The sequence below is a fragment of the Streptomyces sp. 351MFTsu5.1 genome, assembly GCF_000383655.1.
Lineage (GTDB): Bacteria > Actinomycetota > Actinomycetes > Streptomycetales > Streptomycetaceae > Streptomyces > Streptomyces griseorubiginosus.
The window spans coordinates 340,629-359,441 of the sequence record NZ_KB911777.1; the positions used below are offsets into that span (position 1 = coordinate 340,629).

At 70.1% G+C, this 18,813-nt stretch carries 14 protein-coding genes; 6 read left to right on the top strand and 8 right to left on the bottom strand.

Annotation, left to right across the window (positions count from 1 at the left end):
• Positions 1-32 precede the first annotated feature (32 nt).
• The 7 genes from H295_RS0108160 to H295_RS0108190 all read right to left on the bottom strand — a co-directional run bounded on the left by H295_RS0108160 (position 33) and on the right by H295_RS0108190 (position 7,624).
• Complete coding sequence (locus H295_RS0108160; protein WP_020134860.1) at positions 33-1,058, bottom strand: LacI family DNA-binding transcriptional regulator; 1,026 nt, start codon at positions 1,056-1,058, stop codon at positions 33-35.
• 81 nt (positions 1,059-1,139) lie between these two features.
• Entirely contained in the window at positions 1,140-2,564 is a 1,425-nt protein-coding gene (locus H295_RS0108165; RefSeq protein ID WP_020134861.1) for a BNR repeat-containing protein, read from the bottom strand.
• A 23-nt stretch (positions 2,565-2,587) separates the two neighbouring features.
• The gene (locus H295_RS0108170) at positions 2,588-2,908 is read right to left on the bottom strand and encodes an L-rhamnose mutarotase (protein ID WP_020134862.1); all 321 of its coding nucleotides are present in this window, start codon (positions 2,906-2,908) and stop codon (positions 2,588-2,590) included.
• Between the two features lie 16 nt (positions 2,909-2,924).
• A complete protein-coding gene (gene rhaS / locus H295_RS0108175; protein WP_020134863.1) occupies positions 2,925-4,004 on the bottom strand; it encodes a rhamnose ABC transporter substrate-binding protein in 1,080 nt (359 codons plus the stop codon).
• A gap of 95 nt (positions 4,005-4,099) precedes the next feature.
• Positions 4,100-5,077 carry an ABC transporter permease gene (locus tag H295_RS0108180; RefSeq protein ID WP_020134864.1) on the bottom strand — a complete coding sequence of 326 codons (978 nt, stop codon included), beginning with the start codon at positions 5,075-5,077 and terminating at the stop codon, positions 4,100-4,102.
• The gene (locus H295_RS0108185; RefSeq protein ID WP_020134865.1) at positions 5,070-6,110 is read right to left on the bottom strand and encodes an ABC transporter permease; all 1,041 of its coding nucleotides are present in this window, start codon (positions 6,108-6,110) and stop codon (positions 5,070-5,072) included. Before H295_RS0108185 ends, H295_RS0108180 begins: the two co-directional genes overlap by 8 nt.
• The gene (locus H295_RS0108190) at positions 6,107-7,624 is read right to left on the bottom strand and encodes a sugar ABC transporter ATP-binding protein (protein ID WP_020134866.1); all 1,518 of its coding nucleotides are present in this window, start codon (positions 7,622-7,624) and stop codon (positions 6,107-6,109) included. Before H295_RS0108190 ends, H295_RS0108185 begins: the two co-directional genes overlap by 4 nt.
• A gap of 274 nt (positions 7,625-7,898) precedes the next feature.
• On the opposite strand from H295_RS0108190, the gene rhaI reads away from it, so the two are divergent.
• The 6 genes from rhaI (at position 7,899) to H295_RS0108220 (ending at position 15,612) form a co-directional block, all read left to right on the top strand.
• Positions 7,899-9,059 carry an L-rhamnose isomerase gene (gene rhaI, locus H295_RS0108195; RefSeq protein ID WP_020134867.1) on the top strand — a complete coding sequence of 387 codons (1,161 nt, stop codon included), beginning with the start codon at positions 7,899-7,901 and terminating at the stop codon, positions 9,057-9,059.
• A 114-nt stretch (positions 9,060-9,173) separates the two neighbouring features.
• Complete coding sequence (locus tag H295_RS0108200; RefSeq protein WP_020134868.1) at positions 9,174-11,213, top strand: bifunctional rhamnulose-1-phosphate aldolase/short-chain dehydrogenase; 2,040 nt, start codon at positions 9,174-9,176, stop codon at positions 11,211-11,213.
• The gene (locus H295_RS0108205; RefSeq protein ID WP_028809179.1) at positions 11,210-12,646 is read left to right on the top strand and encodes a rhamnulokinase; all 1,437 of its coding nucleotides are present in this window, start codon (positions 11,210-11,212) and stop codon (positions 12,644-12,646) included. Before H295_RS0108200 ends, H295_RS0108205 begins: the two co-directional genes overlap by 4 nt.
• Positions 12,647-12,719: 73 nt before the next feature.
• Positions 12,720-13,475, top strand: coding sequence for a (Fe-S)-binding protein (locus tag H295_RS0108210; RefSeq protein ID WP_020134870.1), 756 nt, complete (start codon positions 12,720-12,722; stop codon positions 13,473-13,475).
• Positions 13,472-14,959 (top strand): LutB/LldF family L-lactate oxidation iron-sulfur protein, encoded by a 1,488-nt coding sequence (locus H295_RS0108215; protein ID WP_028809180.1) that lies wholly within the window; start codon positions 13,472-13,474, stop codon positions 14,957-14,959. Before H295_RS0108210 ends, H295_RS0108215 begins: the two co-directional genes overlap by 4 nt.
• Entirely contained in the window at positions 14,956-15,612 is a 657-nt protein-coding gene (locus tag H295_RS0108220; RefSeq protein WP_020134872.1) for a LutC/YkgG family protein, read from the top strand. Before H295_RS0108215 ends, H295_RS0108220 begins: the two co-directional genes overlap by 4 nt.
• Here the strand turns inward: H295_RS0108220 and H295_RS0108225 are convergent.
• Positions 15,585-18,554 carry an alpha-L-rhamnosidase gene (locus H295_RS0108225; RefSeq protein WP_020134873.1) on the bottom strand — a complete coding sequence of 990 codons (2,970 nt, stop codon included), beginning with the start codon at positions 18,552-18,554 and terminating at the stop codon, positions 15,585-15,587. The genes H295_RS0108220 and H295_RS0108225 overlap by 28 nt on opposite strands.
• Positions 18,555-18,813 lie beyond the last annotated feature (259 nt).

Sequence of the window (18,813 nt, forward strand, 5' to 3'; positions counted from 1 at the left end):
CCTTCGATCATGAAATCTTACTGACTTGCGGGTCAGCGGGCGGCGAGGCTGGAGCGGCGCACCACCAGTTCGGGCTGGAGCACCACCCGGCGGTGCTCGTGCCGCTTGCCGGTGGTCTCCACCTCGGTCTCCTCCAGGAGCAGCTCGGCGGCGAGCGCGCCCATGGTGACGGCGGGCTGGCGCACCGAGGTGAGCGGGACGGCCGCGGCGGCCGCGAACTCGATGTCGTCGTAGCCGACGATGGCGAGATCGTCCGGGACCGTCACCCCCGCCGCGTACATGGCCTGGAGGACACCGAGGGCGAGCAGGTCGTTGGCGCAGAACACGGCGGTCGGACGGTCCGCGAGGCCGAGGAGGCGGGCGCCGGCGTCCCGGCCCGCGGCCACGTCGAGCCGTTCGGTGGGCAGTTCGCGCAGGTGCTCGGGACCCAGGCCCGCTTCGGCGAGCGCGTTCAGGGCGCCGGTGCGGCGGTCGCGGACCTGGTTGAGGCCGGGCGGACCGCTGACGTAGGCGATGGAGCGGTGGCCCGCGTCCACGAGGTGGCGCACGGCGAGCGCGCCGCCGGCCACGTCGTCGACGGAGACCGAGCACTCGGTGGTGCCCTCGGCGACCCGGTCGACCAGCACGAAGGGGATGCCGTGGCGGCGGAAGGAGGCGATGTTGCGGCCGGAGGCGTCGGTCGGGGTGAGCAGCACGCCCCGCACCCGCTGTTCGGCGAAGAGGGAGAGGTACTCGGACTCCTCGCTCGCGCTCTGGGCGCTGTTGCAGACCATCACGCCTAGACCGTCCTCGCGGGCGGCCCGCTCGGCGCCGCGCGCCACGTCGACGAAGAAGGGGTTGCCCATGTCGAGGACGAGCAGGCCCATGATCCGGCTGCGCCCGGCGCGCAGCTGGCGCGCGGACTCGCTGCGGACGTAGCCGAGCCGGTCTATGGCGGACAGCACCCGCGCCCGGGTCTCGGTGGCGACGGAGTCCGGGCGGTTGATGACGTTCGAGACCGTGCCGACGGAGACTCCGGCGGCACGGGCGACGTCCTTGATACCCACCGACTGGGCCATGGGGCAGGGACCTCCAGGTAGACGGGGGGCAGCCGGACGGCGTTCACATTATCGTCAGGCCGCTCCCCCACCGATGTCCGGTCAGGCGGGCAGCGCGAAGTCCACGACGTGGAGCGCCGAGGGGGTCGTACCGCTCGACTTCTCCTGGTAGAGGAACGACAGCACGTTGTCCTGGGCGATGCGCGTCTCGTCGATCACGACCTCGCCGAAGGCGTTGAGGCCGCTGCCGTCGAAGAGGATCTTCCAGTCGGTGTACCCGGACGCCTTGGAGGCGGCGGCGATCCGGCCGAAGGGGAAGACCGCGTAGGCGTTGTCGTACCTGTCCAGGAGCAGCTTGGTGCGCTGGCTGGAGCCGAGGACGACCGGGATCTCGGTCTTCTGCCAGGTGCCCGAGGAGTTCTTGCGGACGTGGAAGGCGCGGCCGTTGGCGGTGCGGTCGGCGACGTAGTTCGTGGTGCACTGGCCGAAGCGGCCGGGGACGTAGCTGATGATCGCGTGCGGGAGGCCCGCGGAGTCCGTGAACTGGCTCTCCTGGTTCATCAGGGAGTGGTCCGGGTTCAGGGCGTCGATCACCAGGCCGGCGTCGGTGACGGCGACCTTGTCGGTGCCGCCGGTGGTGCCGACGACGGTGCCCGCGTTGTTGCGCCAGGTGCGGCCGCGGTCGTCGGAGTAGACGTAGCCGGTGTCGTGGTTGGTGATGCCGCCGGACGAGCACATCACGGCACCGTTCTGCTCCCGCCAGGTGAAGAAGGAGTGCAGCCGGCCGTTGCGGTCGTAGTCGATGCCGTGCAGGTACATGTTGCGGGCCGTGGAGGAGCCGTGCTCGCTGGTGTAGGTGCCGGTGGCGCTGGACCACTCCCCGAGGTCGGTCCAGGCCGAACCGTCGTACTCCGCAAGGGCGTTGCGGCCGTTGCCGGAAATCCCGACGCGATAGCTCAACTGGAGCTTGCCGTCGGGGGTGTTGAGGAACTGCGGGTAGGTGAACTGCGAGGTGAGGGCGAGGCCGTCCAGGGTGGACTGCGGTGCGCCGAAGCGGGCGGCGGTCCAGCTCAGGCCGGCCGGGTCGTCCATGAGCCCGGCGACCGACTTGACGTAGGTGAAGCCGTCGCTGTGCGAGTCCATGTTGAGGTGGAGGCGGCCGTCCACCTTGGACACACCCATGGAGATGACGTTGTGGGAGTCGCTCGCCTTCAGGGTGTGGCCGACCCGGACGGTGGACCAGGTGCTGCCGCCGAGGACGCGGCGGCCGACGACGGCGTTCTTGTCGGCGGTGTACCAGACGGCGTACTGGTAGCCCTTGTAGGTCAACAGGCCGTTCTTCTGGAACGAGTTGTTGTTGACCAGGCCGTCGTAGGAGACGAAGAAGACGGCCTGGCTGTCGAGCGTGGTGGTGCCGGTCCGGGTGACGGAGGGACCGGGATCGGCGGCGCGGGCGGTTCCCGACGCGAGGGCAGGGGTCATGACGGCTCCGGTCAGCGCAGCGCCCAGCAGCGTACGTCTGTTCATCGGTGCGGCTCCTGAGGGGGATGTCAGGCGAGGTGGAACACTTCGGTGAGCGGTTTCATGGCCTCGTCGGGGCGGGCGCCGTCCAGCGACTCGAAGAACGGCGCCATCTCCGTCTGCCAGCGGGCGTTGACCTCGGTGGCTTCCATTCCGGCCTGGGCGGCGGCGAAGTCCTCGGTCTCCAGATAGCCGACCAGCAGACCGTCTTCCCTGAGGAAGAGCGAGTAGTTCTGCCAGCCGGTGGCCGAGAGCGCCTCCAGCATCTCGGGCCACACGGCGGCATGCCGCTCGCGGTACTCCTCCAGACGGTCCTGCCGGACCTTCAGCAGAAAGCACACGCGTTGCATCAGCGGACTCCAGGTCCTAGAAGTTGAACTGGTCGATGTTCTTGGCGTCGAACACGGTCGGCTTGCCGAGGTTGATCACGCCGTCCTTGCCGATGGTGTACGTCGTGCCGCCGGCCTTGAAGCTCTCGCCCTCCTTGCCGGTGATCTGGCCGGAGACCAGCGCGACGGCGGTCTGGGCGGCCAGCGCGCCGAGCTTCGCCGGGTCCCACAGCTCGAACGCCTCGACGGTGCCGTTCTTGACGTACTTGCGCATGTCGTTGGGGGTGCCGAGGCCGGTCAGCTTGACCTTGCCCTTGTACTTGGAGCCGGAGAGGTACTGGGCGGCGGCCTTGATGCCGACCGTGGTCGGGGAGATGATCCCCTTCAGGTTCGGGTACTCCTGGAGCAGGCCCTGGGTCTGCTGGAAGGACTGCTGGGCGTCGTCGTTGCCGTACGCGACCTTGACGAGCTTGATGTTCTTGTACTTGTCCTGCTGCAGCTCGTCCTTCATGAAGTCGATCCAGGTGTTCTGGTTCGTCGCGGTCTGCGCGGCGGACAGGATCGCGATCTCGCCCTTGTAGCCGATCTGCTCGGCGAGCAGCTGCACCTCGGTGCGGCCGAGGTCCTCGGCGGAGGCCTGGGAGACGAAGGCGTTGCGGCAGTCCGGCTTGGTGTCGGAGTCGTACGTGACGACCTTGATCTTGTTGGACATCGCCTGCTTGAGGGCGGTGCACAGGGCGCCCGGGTCCTGGGCGGAGACGGCCATCGCGTTCACCTGCTGCTGGGTGAGGGTGTTGACGTAGGAGACCTGCCCGGCGGTGTCGGTGGCGCTGGAGGGACCGACCTCCTTGTACTTCGAGCCCAGCTCCGTCAGGGCCGCCTCGCCGCCCTTGTCGGCGGAGGTGAAGTACGGGTTGTTGACCTGCTTGGGCAGGAAGCCGACGGTCAGGCCCTTCTTGGTGGCCGCGTTCGGGTCCGCCTTGGCCGTGGAGGCGGCCGAGGCACCCTCGTCCTGCACGTCCTTCTTGGTGGTGCCACCGCAGGCGGTGGCGGTGAGGGCGAGGGAGCTGACGGCGGCGAGGGCGACGCAGGCACGCCGGAGGGATGACTTACGCATGACGGAGTTCCTTTGAAAGAAGGGTGAGCGGAGATTTTTCAGGGGCGCGGGGAACTGCGCGACCAGCCACAGCCGGGCCGCGGCCGACATACGACCTAACCGGTGGATGAACGTGCAGCCCGGGCCACAGCAACCTGCCGTGCGACCCGCGGTCCGAGCACCGACAGCACCAGCAACACACCGGTGACCACAATCTGCGACTGCGCCGAAACGTCCTGCAGACTCATCACGTTCTGCAACGTGCCGAGCAGGAAGACCCCGGCGATGGCGCCGCCCAGCGTGCCCTTGCCGCCGTCGAAGTCGATGCCGCCGAGCAGCACCGCGGCGATGACGGAGAGTTCGAGCCCCGTGGCGTTGTCGTAGCGGGCGCTGGCGTAGTGCAGTGCCCAGAAGATGCCGGTGAGCGAGGCCATCAGGCCGGTCACCGTGAACAGGATCAGCTTCTGCCGCTTGACCCGGATGCCGGCGAACCGGGCCGCCTCCTCGCTGGCGCCGATCGCGAACGTGGACCGTCCGAAGGGGGTGGCGTGCAGGACGACCACGGCGATCGCGAACAGGACGAGGAAGGGCAGGAAGGCCTGCGGGATGAAGGTGTCCCCCACCCGGCCCGCCGCGAAGTCCAGGTACTGGGTGGGGAAGTCGGTCACCGCGTCGGAGCCCAGCACGATCTGTGCGATGCCCCGGTAGGCGGCGAGGGTGCCGATGGTGACGGCGAGGGAGGGCAGTCCGAGCCGGGTGACGAGCAGGCCGTTGACCAGCCCGCAGACCACACCGAGGACCAGGCAGATCGGGATGATCGTCTCGATCGTCAGGCCCTGGTTCCACAGGGCGCCCATCACCGCGCCGGACAGGCCGGCGGTGGAGGCGACGGACAGGTCGATCTCGCCGGAGACCACGAGCAGGGTCATGGGCAGGGCGATCAGCGCGATCGGCAGGGTGTTGCCGATCAGGAACGACAGGTTCAGCGCGTTGCCGAAGCCGTCGACCGTGCCGAAGGACAGCAGCAGGACCACGATCAGGAGGGTGCCGACGACCGTGTCCCAGCGGATGGCACGCGTCAGGGAGTCAGGCATGGCGGGCGTTCCTCTTCTTGAGGGCGGAGGCCACGCGCAGCGCGACGACCCGGTCGACCGCGATGGCGAGGATGAGCAGGACGCCGTTGATGGCGAGCACCCAGACCGAACTGACGCCGAGCGCGGGCAGCACGCTGTTGACGGAGGTCAGCAGCAGGGCGCCGAGGGCCGCGCCGTAGACGCTGCCGGAGCCGCCGGTGAAGACGACACCGCCGACCACGACCGCGCTGACGACCGTCAGTTCGTAGCCGGTGCCGGTCCCGGAGTCGACGTTGCCGAACCGGGCCAGGTACATCGCCCCGGCGAGCCCTGCGAGGGCGCCGCAGAAGGTGTACGCGGCCAGGATCCGCTTGCGCACCGGGATGCCGGCGAGCCGGGCGGCCTCGGGGTTGGAGCCGAGCGCGTACAGCTCGCGTCCGCTGCCGAAGTGCTTGAGGTAATAGGCGGTGGCGACGAGGACCGCCAGGGCGATCAGGGCGAGCCAGGGCACCGCGGAGATGCCGCCGGAGCCGAAGTTCACGAAGCCGTCCGGGAGGTCGGCCGCGGTGATCTGGCGGGAGCCGACCCAGATGGAGTCGATGCCCCGGATGATGTAGAGCGTGCCCAGGGTGACCACCAGTGCGGGGACCTGGCCGAGGCTGACGAGGAGGCCGTTGAGCAGGCCGAAGCCGATGCCCAGCAGGACCGAGAGGAGCACGGCCACGACCGGGTTGCCGCCGCCCTGGAGATACGTGCCGGCGGCGAAGGCGCTGATGCCGAGCATGGAGCCGACCGAGAGGTCGACGTTCCTCGTGATGACCACCAGCGACTGCCCGGTGGCGACCAGGACCAGGATGGTGGCGTTGAGCAGCAGGTCCTTGATGCCCTGCTCGGTGAGGAAGTCGCTGTTGCCGATCTGGGTGACGACGATCATCACCAGGAAGACGACCAGGATGGCGAGTTCGCGCATCTTGAAGACGCGGTCGACCAGGCGGGTGCCGCTGGACTTGGGCACCTCGGCGGGAGGAGCCTGCTGAGGGGTGGTCACCGTCATGCGGCGGCCCTCCCGGTGGCTGCGGCCATCACGGTTTCCTCGGTGGCGTCGGAGCGTGGGATCTCGGCGGTGAGGCGGCCCTCGTGCATCACGAGCACGCGGTCGGCCATGCCGAGGATCTCGGGCAGGTCGGAGGAGATCATCAGGACGGCCACCCCGTCGGCGGCCAGTTCGCTGAGCAGCCGGTGCACCTCGGCCTTGGTGCCGACGTCGATACCGCGGGTCGGCTCGTCGACGATGAGCACCTTGGGGGCGGTGGCCAGCCACTTGGCGAGGACGACCTTCTGCTGGTTGCCGCCCGACAGGGTGTTGACGGTGTCGGCGATCCGGGCGTACTTCACCTGGAGCTTGACGGCCCAGTCGAGGGAGCGGCTGCGTTCGGCGCTCCGGTCCATCAGGCCCGCCCTGACGGTGGTGCGGAGCCCGGTGAGACCGATGTTCCGCTCGATGGACATGTCCATCACCAGGCCCTGGGCGCGCCGGTCCTCGGGGACCAGGGCGAGTCCGGCGGCCATCGCGGTGGAGGGGGCGCCGTTGACCAGCGCCTTTCCCGCCACGGAGACCTCGCCTGCGTCCCAGCGGTCGATGCCGAACACCGCTCGCGCAACCTCGGTACGGCCCGCTCCGACGAGTCCGGCAAGTCCCACGATCTCGCCGCGCCTGACCTCGAACGAGACATCGGTGAAGACGCCCTCCCGGGTCAGCCGGCTCACCGTGAGCGCGACCTCGCCGGGGCGTACGTCCTGCTTGGGGTACAGCTCGTCGAGATCGCGGCCGACCATGCGGCGCACCAGGTCGTCCTCGGTCATGCCCTCGATGGGCTCGCTGGAGATCCAGGCGCCGTCGCGCAGGGTGGTGACCGTCTGGCAGATCCGGAAGATCTCCTCCAGCCGGTGCGAGATGAACAGGACGGCGGCGCCCTGTTCGCGCAGGGTCTCGACGACGCCGAAGAGCCGGGCCACCTCGCTGCCGGTCAGGGCCGCGGTCGGCTCGTCCATGATCAGGACGCGGGCCTCGAAGGACAGCGCCTTGGCGATCTCGACGATCTGCTGGTCGGCGATGGACAGGCCGCGCGCCGGGCGGTCCGGGTCGAGCTCGACTCCGAGGCGCTGCATCAGGGCGAGGGTCGCGGCGTGGGTGGCCTTGTGGTCGATGCGGCCGAGGGCGCGGCGGGGCTGGCGGCCCATGAAGATGTTCTCGGCGATCGACAGGTCGGGGAAGAGCGTGGGCTCCTGGTAGATCACGGCGATGCCGGCGTCGCGGGCGTCACCGGGACCGTGGAAGACGACCGGCTCGCCGTCGAGCAGTACCTGGCCGGCGTCCGGCCGGTGCACTCCTGCGAGGGTCTTGATGAGGGTCGACTTGCCCGCGCCGTTCTCACCGGCGAGGGCGTGCACCTCCCCGGGGAACAGCTCCAGGGAGACGTCCCGCAGGGCGCGGACCGCGCCGAAGGACTTCGAGATGTCCTTGAGCGCGAGTACCGGGGCCGGACCCGTGGTGGACGGGTGGGTCATTGGGGGCTCCTCGACGACGCCGGCGGGACGGCCCTCACGGCGTCGTGAAAGGTTTCAACTGGGTTGCCGGGACGTTAGGCATGGAGCGCATGTCACGTCAATGGGTTCGTGTCGAAAAACTTTCGATGGACTCATGTAACAGCAGGGTCACGGGCAACAGCCTTGGCCGCAGGGGTTGACACCTCTGCCGAGTGCTCATACTTTCCCGTCTTGAATCGTTTCACAGTGAAGCAGTTCGCCAGCCTTTCGGACCCGACGTCACAGGAGCCCTCAAGTGACCGAGCTCGCCGCGGTGAAGGCCGCGCTCAAGACCCAGGCCGTCGAGACACCGTCGTGGGCGTACGGGAACTCGGGGACCCGGTTCAAGGTGTTCGCGCAGCAGGGCGTACCGCGTACCCCGCAGGAGAAACTGGAGGACGCTGCTCAGGTGCACGCCTTCACCGGGGTGGCCCCGACCGTCGCGCTGCACATCCCGTGGGACAAGGTCGAGGACTACGCCGCGCTGGCGAAGTTCGCCGAGGAGCGGGGCGTGCGGCTGGGGGCCATCAACTCCAACACCTTCCAGGACGACGCCTACAAACTGGGCAGCATCTGTCATCCGGACGCCTCGGTGCGCCGGAAGGCCCTGGATCACCTGCTGGAGTGCGTCGACATCATGGACGCCACGGGGTCCGCGGACCTGAAGCTGTGGTTCGCCGACGGCACCAACTACCCCGGTCAGGACGATCTGCGGGCCCGGCAGGACCGGCTCGCCGAAGGCCTCTCCGAGGTGTACGACCGTCTGGGTGACGGACAGCGGATGCTCCTCGAGTACAAGTTCTTCGAGCCGGCCTTCTACTCGACGGACGTGCCGGACTGGGGGACGGCGTACGCGCACTGCCTGAAGCTCGGGGAGAAGGCGCAGGTCGTCGTCGACACAGGTCACCACGCGCCGGGGACCAACATCGAGTTCATCGTCACCACGCTGCTGCGGGAGGGGAAGCTCGGCGGGTTCGACTTCAACTCGCGGTTCTACGCGGACGACGACCTGATGGTGGGGGCGGCCGATCCGTTCCAGCTGTTCCGGATCATGTACGAGGTCGTCCGGGGCGGTGGCTTCACGCCCGACGTCGCCTTCATGCTCGACCAGTGCCACAACATCGAGGCCAAGATTCCGGCGATCATCCGTTCCGTGATGAACGTGCAGGAAGCGACGGCGAAGGCGTTGCTGGTCGACCGGGATGCGCTTGGTGTGGCTCAGCGCGAAGGGGATGTTCTCGAGGCGAACGCCGTGCTGATGGATGCGTACAACACGGATGTGCGGCCGTTGCTTGCGGAGGTGCGGGAGGAGATGGGGCTCGATGCGAACCCCGTTGCTGCGTACAAGCGGTCCGGGTGGGCCGAGAAGATCGTGGCCTCGCGGGTTGGCGGGGAGCAGGCCGGGTGGGGGGCGTAAGCCTCTGCCGGGTTCTGTCGTCTGCGGGGTGCGGGCCGGTTGTGGCTGGTCGCGCAGTTCCCCGCGCCCCTAGGGAAGAACAATCACCCTCTTGTCAGTAAGGACTGGAAGTTCATGGCACTCCACCCCGAAGCCGCCGCCCTCCTGGCCCGCTCGCACCGGCTGGGCTCCGATGCCCGCAACACCAACTACGCCGGTGGGAACGCTTCCGCCAAGGGCACGGACACCGATCCCGTCACCGGGGGTGATGTGGAGCTGATGTGGGTCAAGGGGTCCGGGGGTGATCTCGGGACGTTGACCGAGGCGGGGCTTGCCGTGTTGCGGCTGGACCGGATGCGGGCGCTCGTCGACGTGTACCCGGGTGTCGAGCGCGAGGACGAGATGGTCGCCGCCTTCGACTACTGCCTGCACGGCAAGGGCGGGGCCGCTCCCTCCATCGACACCGCCATGCACGGGCTCGTCGAGGCCGCTCATGTCGATCATCTGCATCCTGACTCCGGTATCGCCCTCGCCTGTGCGGCCGACGGGGAGAAGCTGACCGCCGAGTGCTTCGGGGACACCGTGGCCTGGGTGCCGTGGCGCCGGCCCGGGTTCCAGCTCGGGCTGGACATCGCCGCCATCAAGGCCGCCAACCCGCAGGCCATCGGCGTCGTCCTCGGCGGGCACGGCATCACCGCCTGGGGCGACACCGCCGAGGAGTGCGAGAAGAACTCGCTGCACATCATCCGGACCGCCGAGCAGTTCCTGGAGGAGCGCGGCAAGGCCGAGCCCTTCGGGCCCGTCATCGAGGGGTACGGCGCGCTCGGCGAGGCCGAGCGCCGGGAGCGGGCCGCCGCGCTCGCGCCGTACGTCCGGGCGATCGCCTCCCAGGACAGGCCGCAGGTCGGGCACTTCAACGACACCGACCCGGTGCTGGAGTTCCTGGCCCGAGCCGAGCACCCCCGGCTCGCCGCGCTCGGCACCTCCTGCCCCGACCACTTCCTGCGCACCAAGGTGCGGCCGCTCGTCCTCGACCTGCCGCCGACCGCACCCGTGGAGGAGGCCGTCGCGCGGCTCGGGGAGCTGCACGCCGAGTACCGCGAGGAGTACGCCGCCTACTACCGGCGGCACGCGCTGCCCGACTCCCCCGCCCTGCGCGGCGCCGACCCGGCGATCGTGCTGATCCCGGGGGTCGGCATGTTCTCCTTCGGCAAGGACAAGCAGACCGCCCGGGTCGCCGGCGAGTTCTACGTCAACGCGATCAACGTGATGCGGGGTGCCGAGGCCGTCTCCTCGTACGCGCCCATCGAGGAGTCCGAGAAGTTCCGCATCGAGTACTGGGCCCTTGAGGAGGCCAAGCTCCAGCGGATGCCGAAGCCCAAGGCGCTCGCGACCCGGGTGGCGCTGGTCACCGGTGCGGGCAGCGGGATCGGCAAGGCCGTCGCCCAGCGGCTGGTCGCCGAGGGCGCCTGTGTCGTGGTCGCCGACCTCAACGGCGAGAACGCCGCCGCCGTGGCCGAGGAACTCGGCGGTTCCGACAAGGCCGTCGCCGTGACCGTCGACGTGACGGACGAGGAGCAGATCGCCGGGGCGTTCAAGGCCGCCCTGCTCGCCTTCGGCGGGGTCGACCTCGTCGTCAACAACGCCGGCATCTCCATCTCGAAGCCTCTCCTGGAGACCACCGCCAAGGACTGGGACCTCCAGCACGACATCATGGCGCGCGGTTCCTTCCTCGTCTCACGGGAGGCGGCCCGGGTGATGATCGCCCAGAAGCTCGGCGGCGACGTCGTCTACATCGCCTCCAAGAACGCCGTGTTCGCCGGCCCGAACAACATCGCCTACTCCGCCACCAAGGCCGACCAGGCCCACCAGGTGCGGCTGCTCGCCGCCGAGCTGGGCGAGCACGGCATCCGCGTCAACGGCGTCAACCCGGACGGTGTGGTGCGCGGGTCCGGGATCTTCGCCGGCGGCTGGGGCGCCCAGCGCGCGGCGACCTACGGGATCGAGGAGGAGAAGCTCGGCGAGTTCTACGCCCAGCGGACCATCCTCAAGCGCGAGGTGCTCCCCGAGCATGTCGCCAACGCCGTCTTCGCGCTGACGGGCGGGGAGTTGACGCACACCACCGGTCTGCACGTCCCGGTCGATGCCGGCGTCGCGGCCGCCTTCCTGCGATGAGCGGGTCCGTGAAGTCGTACGCCGCGGTCGACCTCGGCGCGTCCAGCGGACGGGTCATGGTCGGCCGGGTCGGCCCCGACAGCCTGGAGCTGACCGAGGCCCACCGGTTCGTGAACCGGCCCGTGCGGCTGCCCGAGGGCCTGCGCTGGGACATCCTCTCGCTCTACGGCGGTGTCCTGGACGGGCTCAGGGCGGCCGGCCGGGTCGACTCCGTCGGCATCGACAGCTGGGCCGTGGACTACGGGCTGCTGGACGGGGACGGCAGGCTGCTCGGCAACCCCGTGCACTACCGCGACTCCCGTACCGAGGGTGTCGCGGAGAAGGTGTGGGCGACCGTGCCCGCGCCCGAGCTGTACGCGGCGACCGGGCTCCAGTACGCGCCCTTCAACACCCTGTACCAGCTCGTGGCCGACCGACTCACCGGCGCCGAGCGGCTGTTGCTCGTCCCCGATCTGCTCACCTACTGGCTCACCGGTGAGCAGGGCACCGAGCTGACCAACGCCTCGACGACCCAGCTGATCGATCCCCGGACGCGCGGCTGGTCGTACGACATCGCGCGACGGCTCGGCATTGACCTGGAGTTGTTCGCGCCGCTGCGGCAACCCGGCGATCCGGCGGGCCTGTTGCGGCCCGAGGTGCTGGAGGAGACCGGTCTCACGGGGCCCGTGCCGGTGACGGCGGTCGGCTCGCACGACACCGCCTCCGCGGTGGCCGCCGTGCCCGCGTCCGGTGAACGGTTCGCCTACATCTGCACCGGGACCTGGTCCCTGGCAGGCCTCGAACTGGACGCGCCGGTGCTCACCGAGGAGAGCCGGGCCGCCAACTTCACCAACGAGCTGGGGCTCGACGGCACCGTCCGGTATCTGCGAAACATCATGGGGCTGTGGCTGCTCCAGGAGTGCGTGCGGGCCTGGGGCGACCCGGATCTGGGCGAGCTGCTGCGGGAGGCGGCCGAGGCGCCGGCGCTGCGGTCGGTGGTGGACGCCTCCGATCCGGTCTTCCTCCCGCCGGGGCGGATGCCGGAGCGGATCGCCGAGGCCTGCCGTGCCTCCGGCCAGCCGGTGCCCGTCTCCCCCGGCGAGATCACGCGCTGCATCCTCGACTCGCTGGCCCTGGCCCACCGCCGGGCCGTCGAGGAGGCGCAGCGGCTCGCGGACCATCCTGTCGACGTCGTGCACGTCGTCGGGGGCGGTACCCGCAACGCCCTGCTCTGCCAGCTGACCGCCGACGCCTGCGGCCTGCCGGTGGTGGCGGGGCCGACCGAGGCAGCCGCGCTCGGGAACGTCCTGGTCCAGGCGCGGGCCCACGGGCTCGTCGGCGATCTCGCCGGCGGGCGCGAGCTGCTCACCCGGACCCAGCCGCTGACCCGCTACGAGCCCCGGGGTGATCCCGCGCGCTGGCGCGAGGCGCAGGCCCGGCTCGTCCGGATCTGAACCCGGGTCTCCCCGGGATCCCGCCTCCCGGTTACGCTGCACTCATCCGATGATCGACCACGAAGGAGCCGCGATGCGTGTCGCCCTGTTCCTGACCTGCGTCAACGACACGCTGTATCCGGACACCGGTCGCGCCGTGGTGAAACTGCTGACCAGACTGGGGGTCGACGTCGACTTCCCGATGTCCCAGACCTGTTGCGGGCAGGCCCACTACAACACCGGATACCGGCATGAGGCGGAGCCGCTGGCCCGGCATTTCTCCGATGTCTTCCGGGACTACGAGGCGATCGTGACGCCGTCCGGCTCGTGCGGGGCGATGGTGCGGGAGCTGTATCCGCGGATGGGTGAGCGGGCCCGGGCCGAGGGGCGCGGGGAGGGCCTCGCGACGGCCCTGGCGCCCGTGGTGCCGAAGACGTACGAGCTGACGGAGTTCCTGGTGGACGTGCTGGGGGTGACGGATGTCGGGGCCTGCTACCCGCACACCGTCACCTACCACCCGACCTGCCACGGTCTGCGGGGGCTCGGACTGGGCGACCGGCCCCGGCGCCTGCTCGAGGCGGTCAAGGGACTCGAGCTCAGGGAGCTTCCCGGCGCCGACGAGTGCTGCGGCTTCGGTGGCACCTTCGCGCTGAAGAACTCCGATGTCTCGGCGGCGATGGGCGCGGACAAGGTGCGCAACGCCGAGTCGACGGGCGCCGAGGTGCTGTGCGCGGCCGACAACTCCTGTCTGATGCACATCGGGGGCACGATGGGCCGGCTGGAGTCGGACATGCGGCCGGTGCACATCGCGGAGATCCTGGCGAGCACGGAGGAGGAACCGGCCGTATGAGCGGGACGTTCGTAGGAATGCCGGCCTTCCCCGAGGCTGCGCACGAGGCCGTCAACAACCCGACCCTGCGCGGGAACCTGCGGCACGCCACCCACACGATCCGCGCCAAGCGGGCCAAGGCCGTCGCCGAGGTCCCGGACTGGGCGGAGTTGCGTGAGGCGGGCAAGCGGATCAAGGACCACACGCTGGCTCATCTCGACCGCTATCTCGTGCAGTTGGAGGAGTCGGTCGTGGCGGCGGGCGGCATCGTCCACTGGGCCGCCGACGCCGACGAGGCCAACGAGATCGTCACGCAGCTCGTCAAGATGACCGGCGAGACGGAGGTCGTCAAGGTCAAGTCGATGGCCACGCAGGAGATCGGGCTCAACGAGGCCCTCGAAGCGGCGGGCATCCGGGCCTACGAGACCGATCTCGCCGAGCTGATCGTGCAGTTGGGCAAGGACCGGCCCTCGCACATCCTCGTCCCGGCGATCCACCGCAACCGGGGCGAGATCCGGGACATCTTCGAGCGGGAGATGAGCGAGTGGGGCCGCCCGGCGCCCGAGGGACTCACCGACACGCCCGCAGAACTGGCGGAGGCGGCACGGCTGCACCTGCGGGAGAAGTTCCTGCGGGCCAAGGTCGGCATCTCCGGCGCCAACTTCATGGTCGCCGACACCGGCACTCTGGTGGTGGTGGAGTCCGAGGGCAACGGACGGATGTGCCTGACCCTGCCGGAGACGCTGATCTCGGTCGTCGGCATCGAGAAGATCGTGCCGACCTGGCAGGACCTGGAGGTCTTCCTCCAGACCCTGCCCCGCTCCTCGACGGCCGAGCGCATGAACCCCTACACGTCCACCTGGACCGGGACCACGGACGAGGACGGCCCGAGCACCTTCCACCTGGTGCTGCTCGACAACGGCCGCTCCGACACCCTCGCCGACGAGGTCGGCCGCCAGGCCCTGCGCTGCATCCGCTGCTCGGCCTGTCTGAACGTGTGCCCGGTGTACGAGCGGGCCGGCGGGCACGCCTACGGCTCGGTCTACCCCGGCCCCATCGGCGCGATCCTCAGCCCCCAACTGCGGGGCACGGCAAGCGAGATCGACGCCTCGCTGCCGTACGCCTCCTCGCTGTGCGGGGCCTGCTACGAGGTGTGCCCGGTCGCCATCGACATCCCCGAGGTGCTGGTGCATCTGCGGGAGCGGGTCGTTCAGGGCGGTCCGGTGGTCCGCGAGGGCAACAAGGTGGTGCTGAAGCCCGCCAAGGGGCACGCGGCCGAGCGGGCGGCGATGCGGGCGGCCCGCTGGGCGTTCTCCCGCCCCGGTGTCCTGCGCACCGGACAGCGGGCGGCCTCGCGCACCCGGCGGCTGCATCCGCGTTCGCTTCCGGGTCCTGGCAAGGCGTGGAGCGGTACCCGGGACCTTCCGGCCGTGCCCGCGGAGCCCTTCCGCGACTGGTGGCAGCGGACCGACGGCGGCCGCTCGGAGAAGGGGGGCTCGAAGTGAGCAGCAGGGAACGGATCCTGGGGCGGGTGCGGCGCGCGCTGTCCGACGTCTCCGGCGAGGACGCTCCGATCGAGCGGGCCTATCTGCGCGAGCACGGTGACCGCAGTGTCGGGGAGACCGTGGAGCTGCTGGCCGAGAACCTCGCCGACTACCGGGCGATCGTGCACCGCTGCACCACGGCCGACCTTCCCGCCACCCTTGCCGGAATGCTGGCGGCACGGGGCACGAAGACGGTGCTGGTGCCGCCGGGCCTGGAGCCGTCCTGGCTCTCGGAGGCCGGGGCCGAGCAGGTGCCGGACCGGACCGAGAGCACCCCGCACGAGCTGGACCGGATCGACAGTGTGGTGACGGCGTGCGCGGTGGCGATCGCGGAGACCGGCACGATCGTCCTGGACGGCTCTCCCGACCAGGGCCGCCGCCGCATCACGCTCGTGCCCGACCACCACATCTGTGTCGTACGGGTCCCGGACCAGGTCGTCTCCTCGGTGCCGCAGGGCCTCGAACGCCTCGACCCGGTACGCCCGTTGACGTGGATCTCCGGCCCTTCGGCGACCAGTGACATCGAGCTGGACCGGGTCGAGGGGGTGCACGGTCCGCGCACCCTGGAGGTGGTGCTGGTGGCGGATCAGGCGAGCGCGGAGGTCAACACGTAACGCCCCGAAGGCAGTTCGTAGGAGGCGACGCCGCCTTCGAAGCCCAGGTGCCCGACTCCCCGGACGCGTGACAGGGGGGTGCGGCCCTCGCACACGGAGTCGGGGTCGGTCGTGGGGATGCGCAGGGTCGCCGTGCTGTTGGCGGGCACGGCGATCCGGTGCGTGAACAGGCTGTCCCGCACGGCCCATTCGCTGACGATCTCGCCGTACGGTGACAGGTGCGAGCCGCTGACCCGGGTGATCCGGCCGGTCGGGTCGAGGTGGGGCCGCAGGAAGAAGTGCTTGAACCCCGGGTGCGCCGAGTCCTTGGCGATGCCGGCCATGCTCTCGTACATCCACTCCATGATCGCGCCGTAGGAGTAGTGGTTGAAGGAGTTCATCTCGACCGGCCCGAACCCGTCCTCCCGGGAGTACGAGTTCCAGCGCTCCCAGACGGTCGTCGCGCCGTTGCGCACCGAGTACAGCCAGGACGGCATGGCGTCCTGGTGCAGCAGCTTGTAGGCCAGCTCCACCTGGCCCTCATCGGTGAGGACCGGCGCCAGGACGTTCACGCCGAGGAAGCCGACGGACAGGGTGTTCTCGGCGTGTCCGGCGCGCGTGCTGTCGGGGTGGGCGGCCTTGTAGGCGGCGGAGTTGCCGATGTTCTCGGCGAGGAGTCCGACGAGCCGCCGACGCTGCTCCCCGGTGTCGTACAGGCCCAGTCTGAGGATCCAGAGCAGGGCGGTCTGGGTGTCGTCCTCGGGCCGGACGGGGCTGTCCCCGGGGGTGTACGGCGGCGGGTCGCCGAGCCCGGAACGCACGGTGAGCCGGCCTTCCTCACCGCTCAGGTACGTGGTGACGAAGGCCCGCTTGATCCGCGCGAAGAGCTCGTCGTAGGCGTGTCCCTCGGCGGTGCGGCCGGTGGCGCGGGCCATGTCCGCCATGAGCCGGGCGCTGTGGGCGTAGTAGGCGTCGCTGACGAGCCGGGTGCTGGTGACCTGGAAGGCCAGCCAGTCGCCGAAGATCGCACCCGGCCCGGCCCAGGTGTCGCCGGTGCGTGCGCGGATCCAGTCCATGTACGCCGTCATCGACTCCCAACTGCGGTCGATGACGGTGGAGTCGCCGCTCATCTGCCACACGGTCCAGGGCACGACGATCCCGCAGTCCGCCCAACCGCTCGCTCCGACGGGCTCGTTGTAGCGGGCTCCGGGTGCGATCCAGGGGAACTGCGCGCCGTCGGCGCCGTAGGTGCGCTGGGAGTCGGTCAGGATGTCCTGGAAGTGGCTCAGGAAGGTGACCGCATCGGCGTTGTAGAGGCCGGTGGTGGCGAAGACCTGGGTGTCGCCGGTCCAGCCGCAGCGTTCGTCGCGCTGCGGGCAGTCGGTGGGGACCCAGAGGTAGTTGCCGCGCTGGCCCCAACGGACGTTGCTGATCAGCTGGTTGATGTCGGGGTCGTCGGTGGTGACCTGTCCGATGTCCCGGAGGGCGGAGGTGGCGACCCGGCCGGTCAGGTCGGTGAGGGTGACGGTGTCGGTCGTGGTGACGGAGAGGTAGCGGAACCCGTAGAAGGTCAGGGAGTCCTGGTGGGTCTCGCCCTTCGGGTCGCCCTTGAGGATGTAGGTGCTGGTGGCCTTGGCCGTGCGCAGGTTCGCCCGGTAGACGGAGCCCTGCGGGCCGTCGGCGCCCGCGCTGGTGTCGTTGAGCATCTCGCCGGGCGCGAAGGTGACTTGGGCGCCGGAGGGACCGTGGAGGGTGTAGCGGGGTACGCCGACCAGGTTCTGGCCGAAGTCGATCACGGCGGTGTCACCGGGGTGCAGGGTCAGGGCGGCGGAGGCGGCCCGGGTGGGGTCGGTGACCGTGCGGACGGGGTCGGCGGTGAAGTCGCTCCCGCCGGTGTGGACGGCGATCGACTGCGGCCTGCGGTCCCACTGCGGCATCAGCCGGGCCGATTCCCCCGGGTGGGCGACCAGTCGGGAGCCGGGGAACCTGGTCGTGAAGTCGTGCACCTCGACGCCGGACCAGGCGGCGGCGTCGTAGCCGTTCGCGGTCCAGCCGGGCAGTTCCCGGCGGGCGTCGTAGGTCTGGCCGTCGTAGAGGTCGTCCGCACGGTAGGGGCCGGTGTCCGTGGCCCGCCAGTCGCCGTCGGGGGTGGTCACGACGGTCTGTGCGGAGCCGTCCTCGTAGCGGATCAGGAGTTTGGCCTTGAGGGCGAGGCGGTTGCCGTCCGGCGAGTAGTACACGCTGTTCTCGGAGATGCGGCCGTTGTACCAGCCGTTGCCCAGCACGGCCGCGAGGGTGACCTGCCGTTCGTCGGCCACGAGGCCGGTCACCTCGTAGGTGAAGTAGCTGACGGTGGTGTCGTAGTTGGTCCAGCCGGGGGTGAGGAGTTCCTGGGTGGCGCGGCCGTCCTGGGTGACGGTGACGCGGCGGCCGTTGACGTAGGCGTCGTACACGCCGAGCGCGGAGACGTAGAGCCGGGCTTCGTGCACCCGGCCGCCGACGAGGTCCGTCTGCTTCCTCAGGAGGGGGGCGCCCGGGCTGTTGGGGGCCTTGCCCGCCATGGTGATCCACTGCGCGCCGTCCCAGCCGGTCACGCCGTCGGTGCTGAGCAGACCGGTCTCGAAGCGGGCGGTGGGGGCCTCGGGGAGCGGGCGGCCGTTCTCGTCCCAGAGCTCCACCGTCCAGTGGTAGCGCGTCGAGGGCTTCAGCGCGGGTCCGGCGTAGCGCACGGCCACCGAGTCGGCCGAGTCGACCCGGCCGCTGTCCCACACGTCCGCCTGGCCGACGGTGAGACGGTCGGGGGTGGATGCGACGAGGAGGCGGTAGGCCGTCTGGCGCCGGCCGCGGACCCGGGAGGCGGTGCGCCAGCCGAATCGGGGACGGGCCGCGTCGACGCCGAGCGGGGTGGTGCGGTGTTCCACGGTGAGGCCCTCGACGGCGGTGCGGTCGTCTCCGTCGGTCATGCCGGTGTCCCTTCGGCCGCTGGGAGATGTGGCGATTCAGCCCAGTCTGCGGTGCGAGTCGGTTGCTGTCTCCCCATGTGTCTACTGGGCCGAAGGGCGGATGTGGGCCAGGCGCGCGTGTGTGCCGAGCAAAACCGGAGGGTGGTTCTACTGCGGTCCTGGGTCGCGGTCGCGGGTGGGAGGGGAGGAACACCGGCGTGGCAGATGTGCCATCCGTTCGGACAGCTCCGGCCCGTGGGGGTCGGAGCTGTCCGAGGGG

Excerpts from the sequence above, each read along its gene's own strand:
- H295_RS0108165 (WP_020134861.1), bottom strand. The coding sequence starts at position 2,564 with ATGAACAGACGTACGCTGCTGGGCGCTGCGCTGACCGGAGCCGTCATG.
- H295_RS0108225 (WP_020134873.1), bottom strand. The coding sequence starts at position 18,554 with ATGACCGACGGAGACGACCGCACCGCCGTCGAGGGCCTCACCGTGGAA.
- H295_RS0108205 (WP_028809179.1), top strand. The coding sequence starts at position 11,210 with ATGAGCGGGTCCGTGAAGTCGTACGCCGCGGTCGACCTCGGCGCGTCC.
- H295_RS0108170 (WP_020134862.1), bottom strand. The coding sequence starts at position 2,908 with ATGCAACGCGTGTGCTTTCTGCTGAAGGTCCGGCAGGACCGTCTGGAG.
- H295_RS0108190 (WP_020134866.1), bottom strand. The coding sequence starts at position 7,624 with ATGACCCACCCGTCCACCACGGGTCCGGCCCCGGTACTCGCGCTCAAG.
- H295_RS0108160 (WP_020134860.1), bottom strand. The coding sequence starts at position 1,058 with ATGGCCCAGTCGGTGGGTATCAAGGACGTCGCCCGTGCCGCCGGAGTC.
- H295_RS0108215 (WP_028809180.1), top strand. The coding sequence starts at position 13,472 with ATGAGCGGGACGTTCGTAGGAATGCCGGCCTTCCCCGAGGCTGCGCAC.
- rhaS (WP_020134863.1), bottom strand. The coding sequence starts at position 4,004 with ATGCGTAAGTCATCCCTCCGGCGTGCCTGCGTCGCCCTCGCCGCCGTC.
- H295_RS0108210 (WP_020134870.1), top strand. The coding sequence starts at position 12,720 with ATGCGTGTCGCCCTGTTCCTGACCTGCGTCAACGACACGCTGTATCCG.
- H295_RS0108200 (WP_020134868.1), top strand. The coding sequence starts at position 9,174 with ATGGCACTCCACCCCGAAGCCGCCGCCCTCCTGGCCCGCTCGCACCGG.
- H295_RS0108180 (WP_020134864.1), bottom strand. The coding sequence starts at position 5,077 with ATGCCTGACTCCCTGACGCGTGCCATCCGCTGGGACACGGTCGTCGGC.
- H295_RS0108185 (WP_020134865.1), bottom strand. The coding sequence starts at position 6,110 with ATGACGGTGACCACCCCTCAGCAGGCTCCTCCCGCCGAGGTGCCCAAG.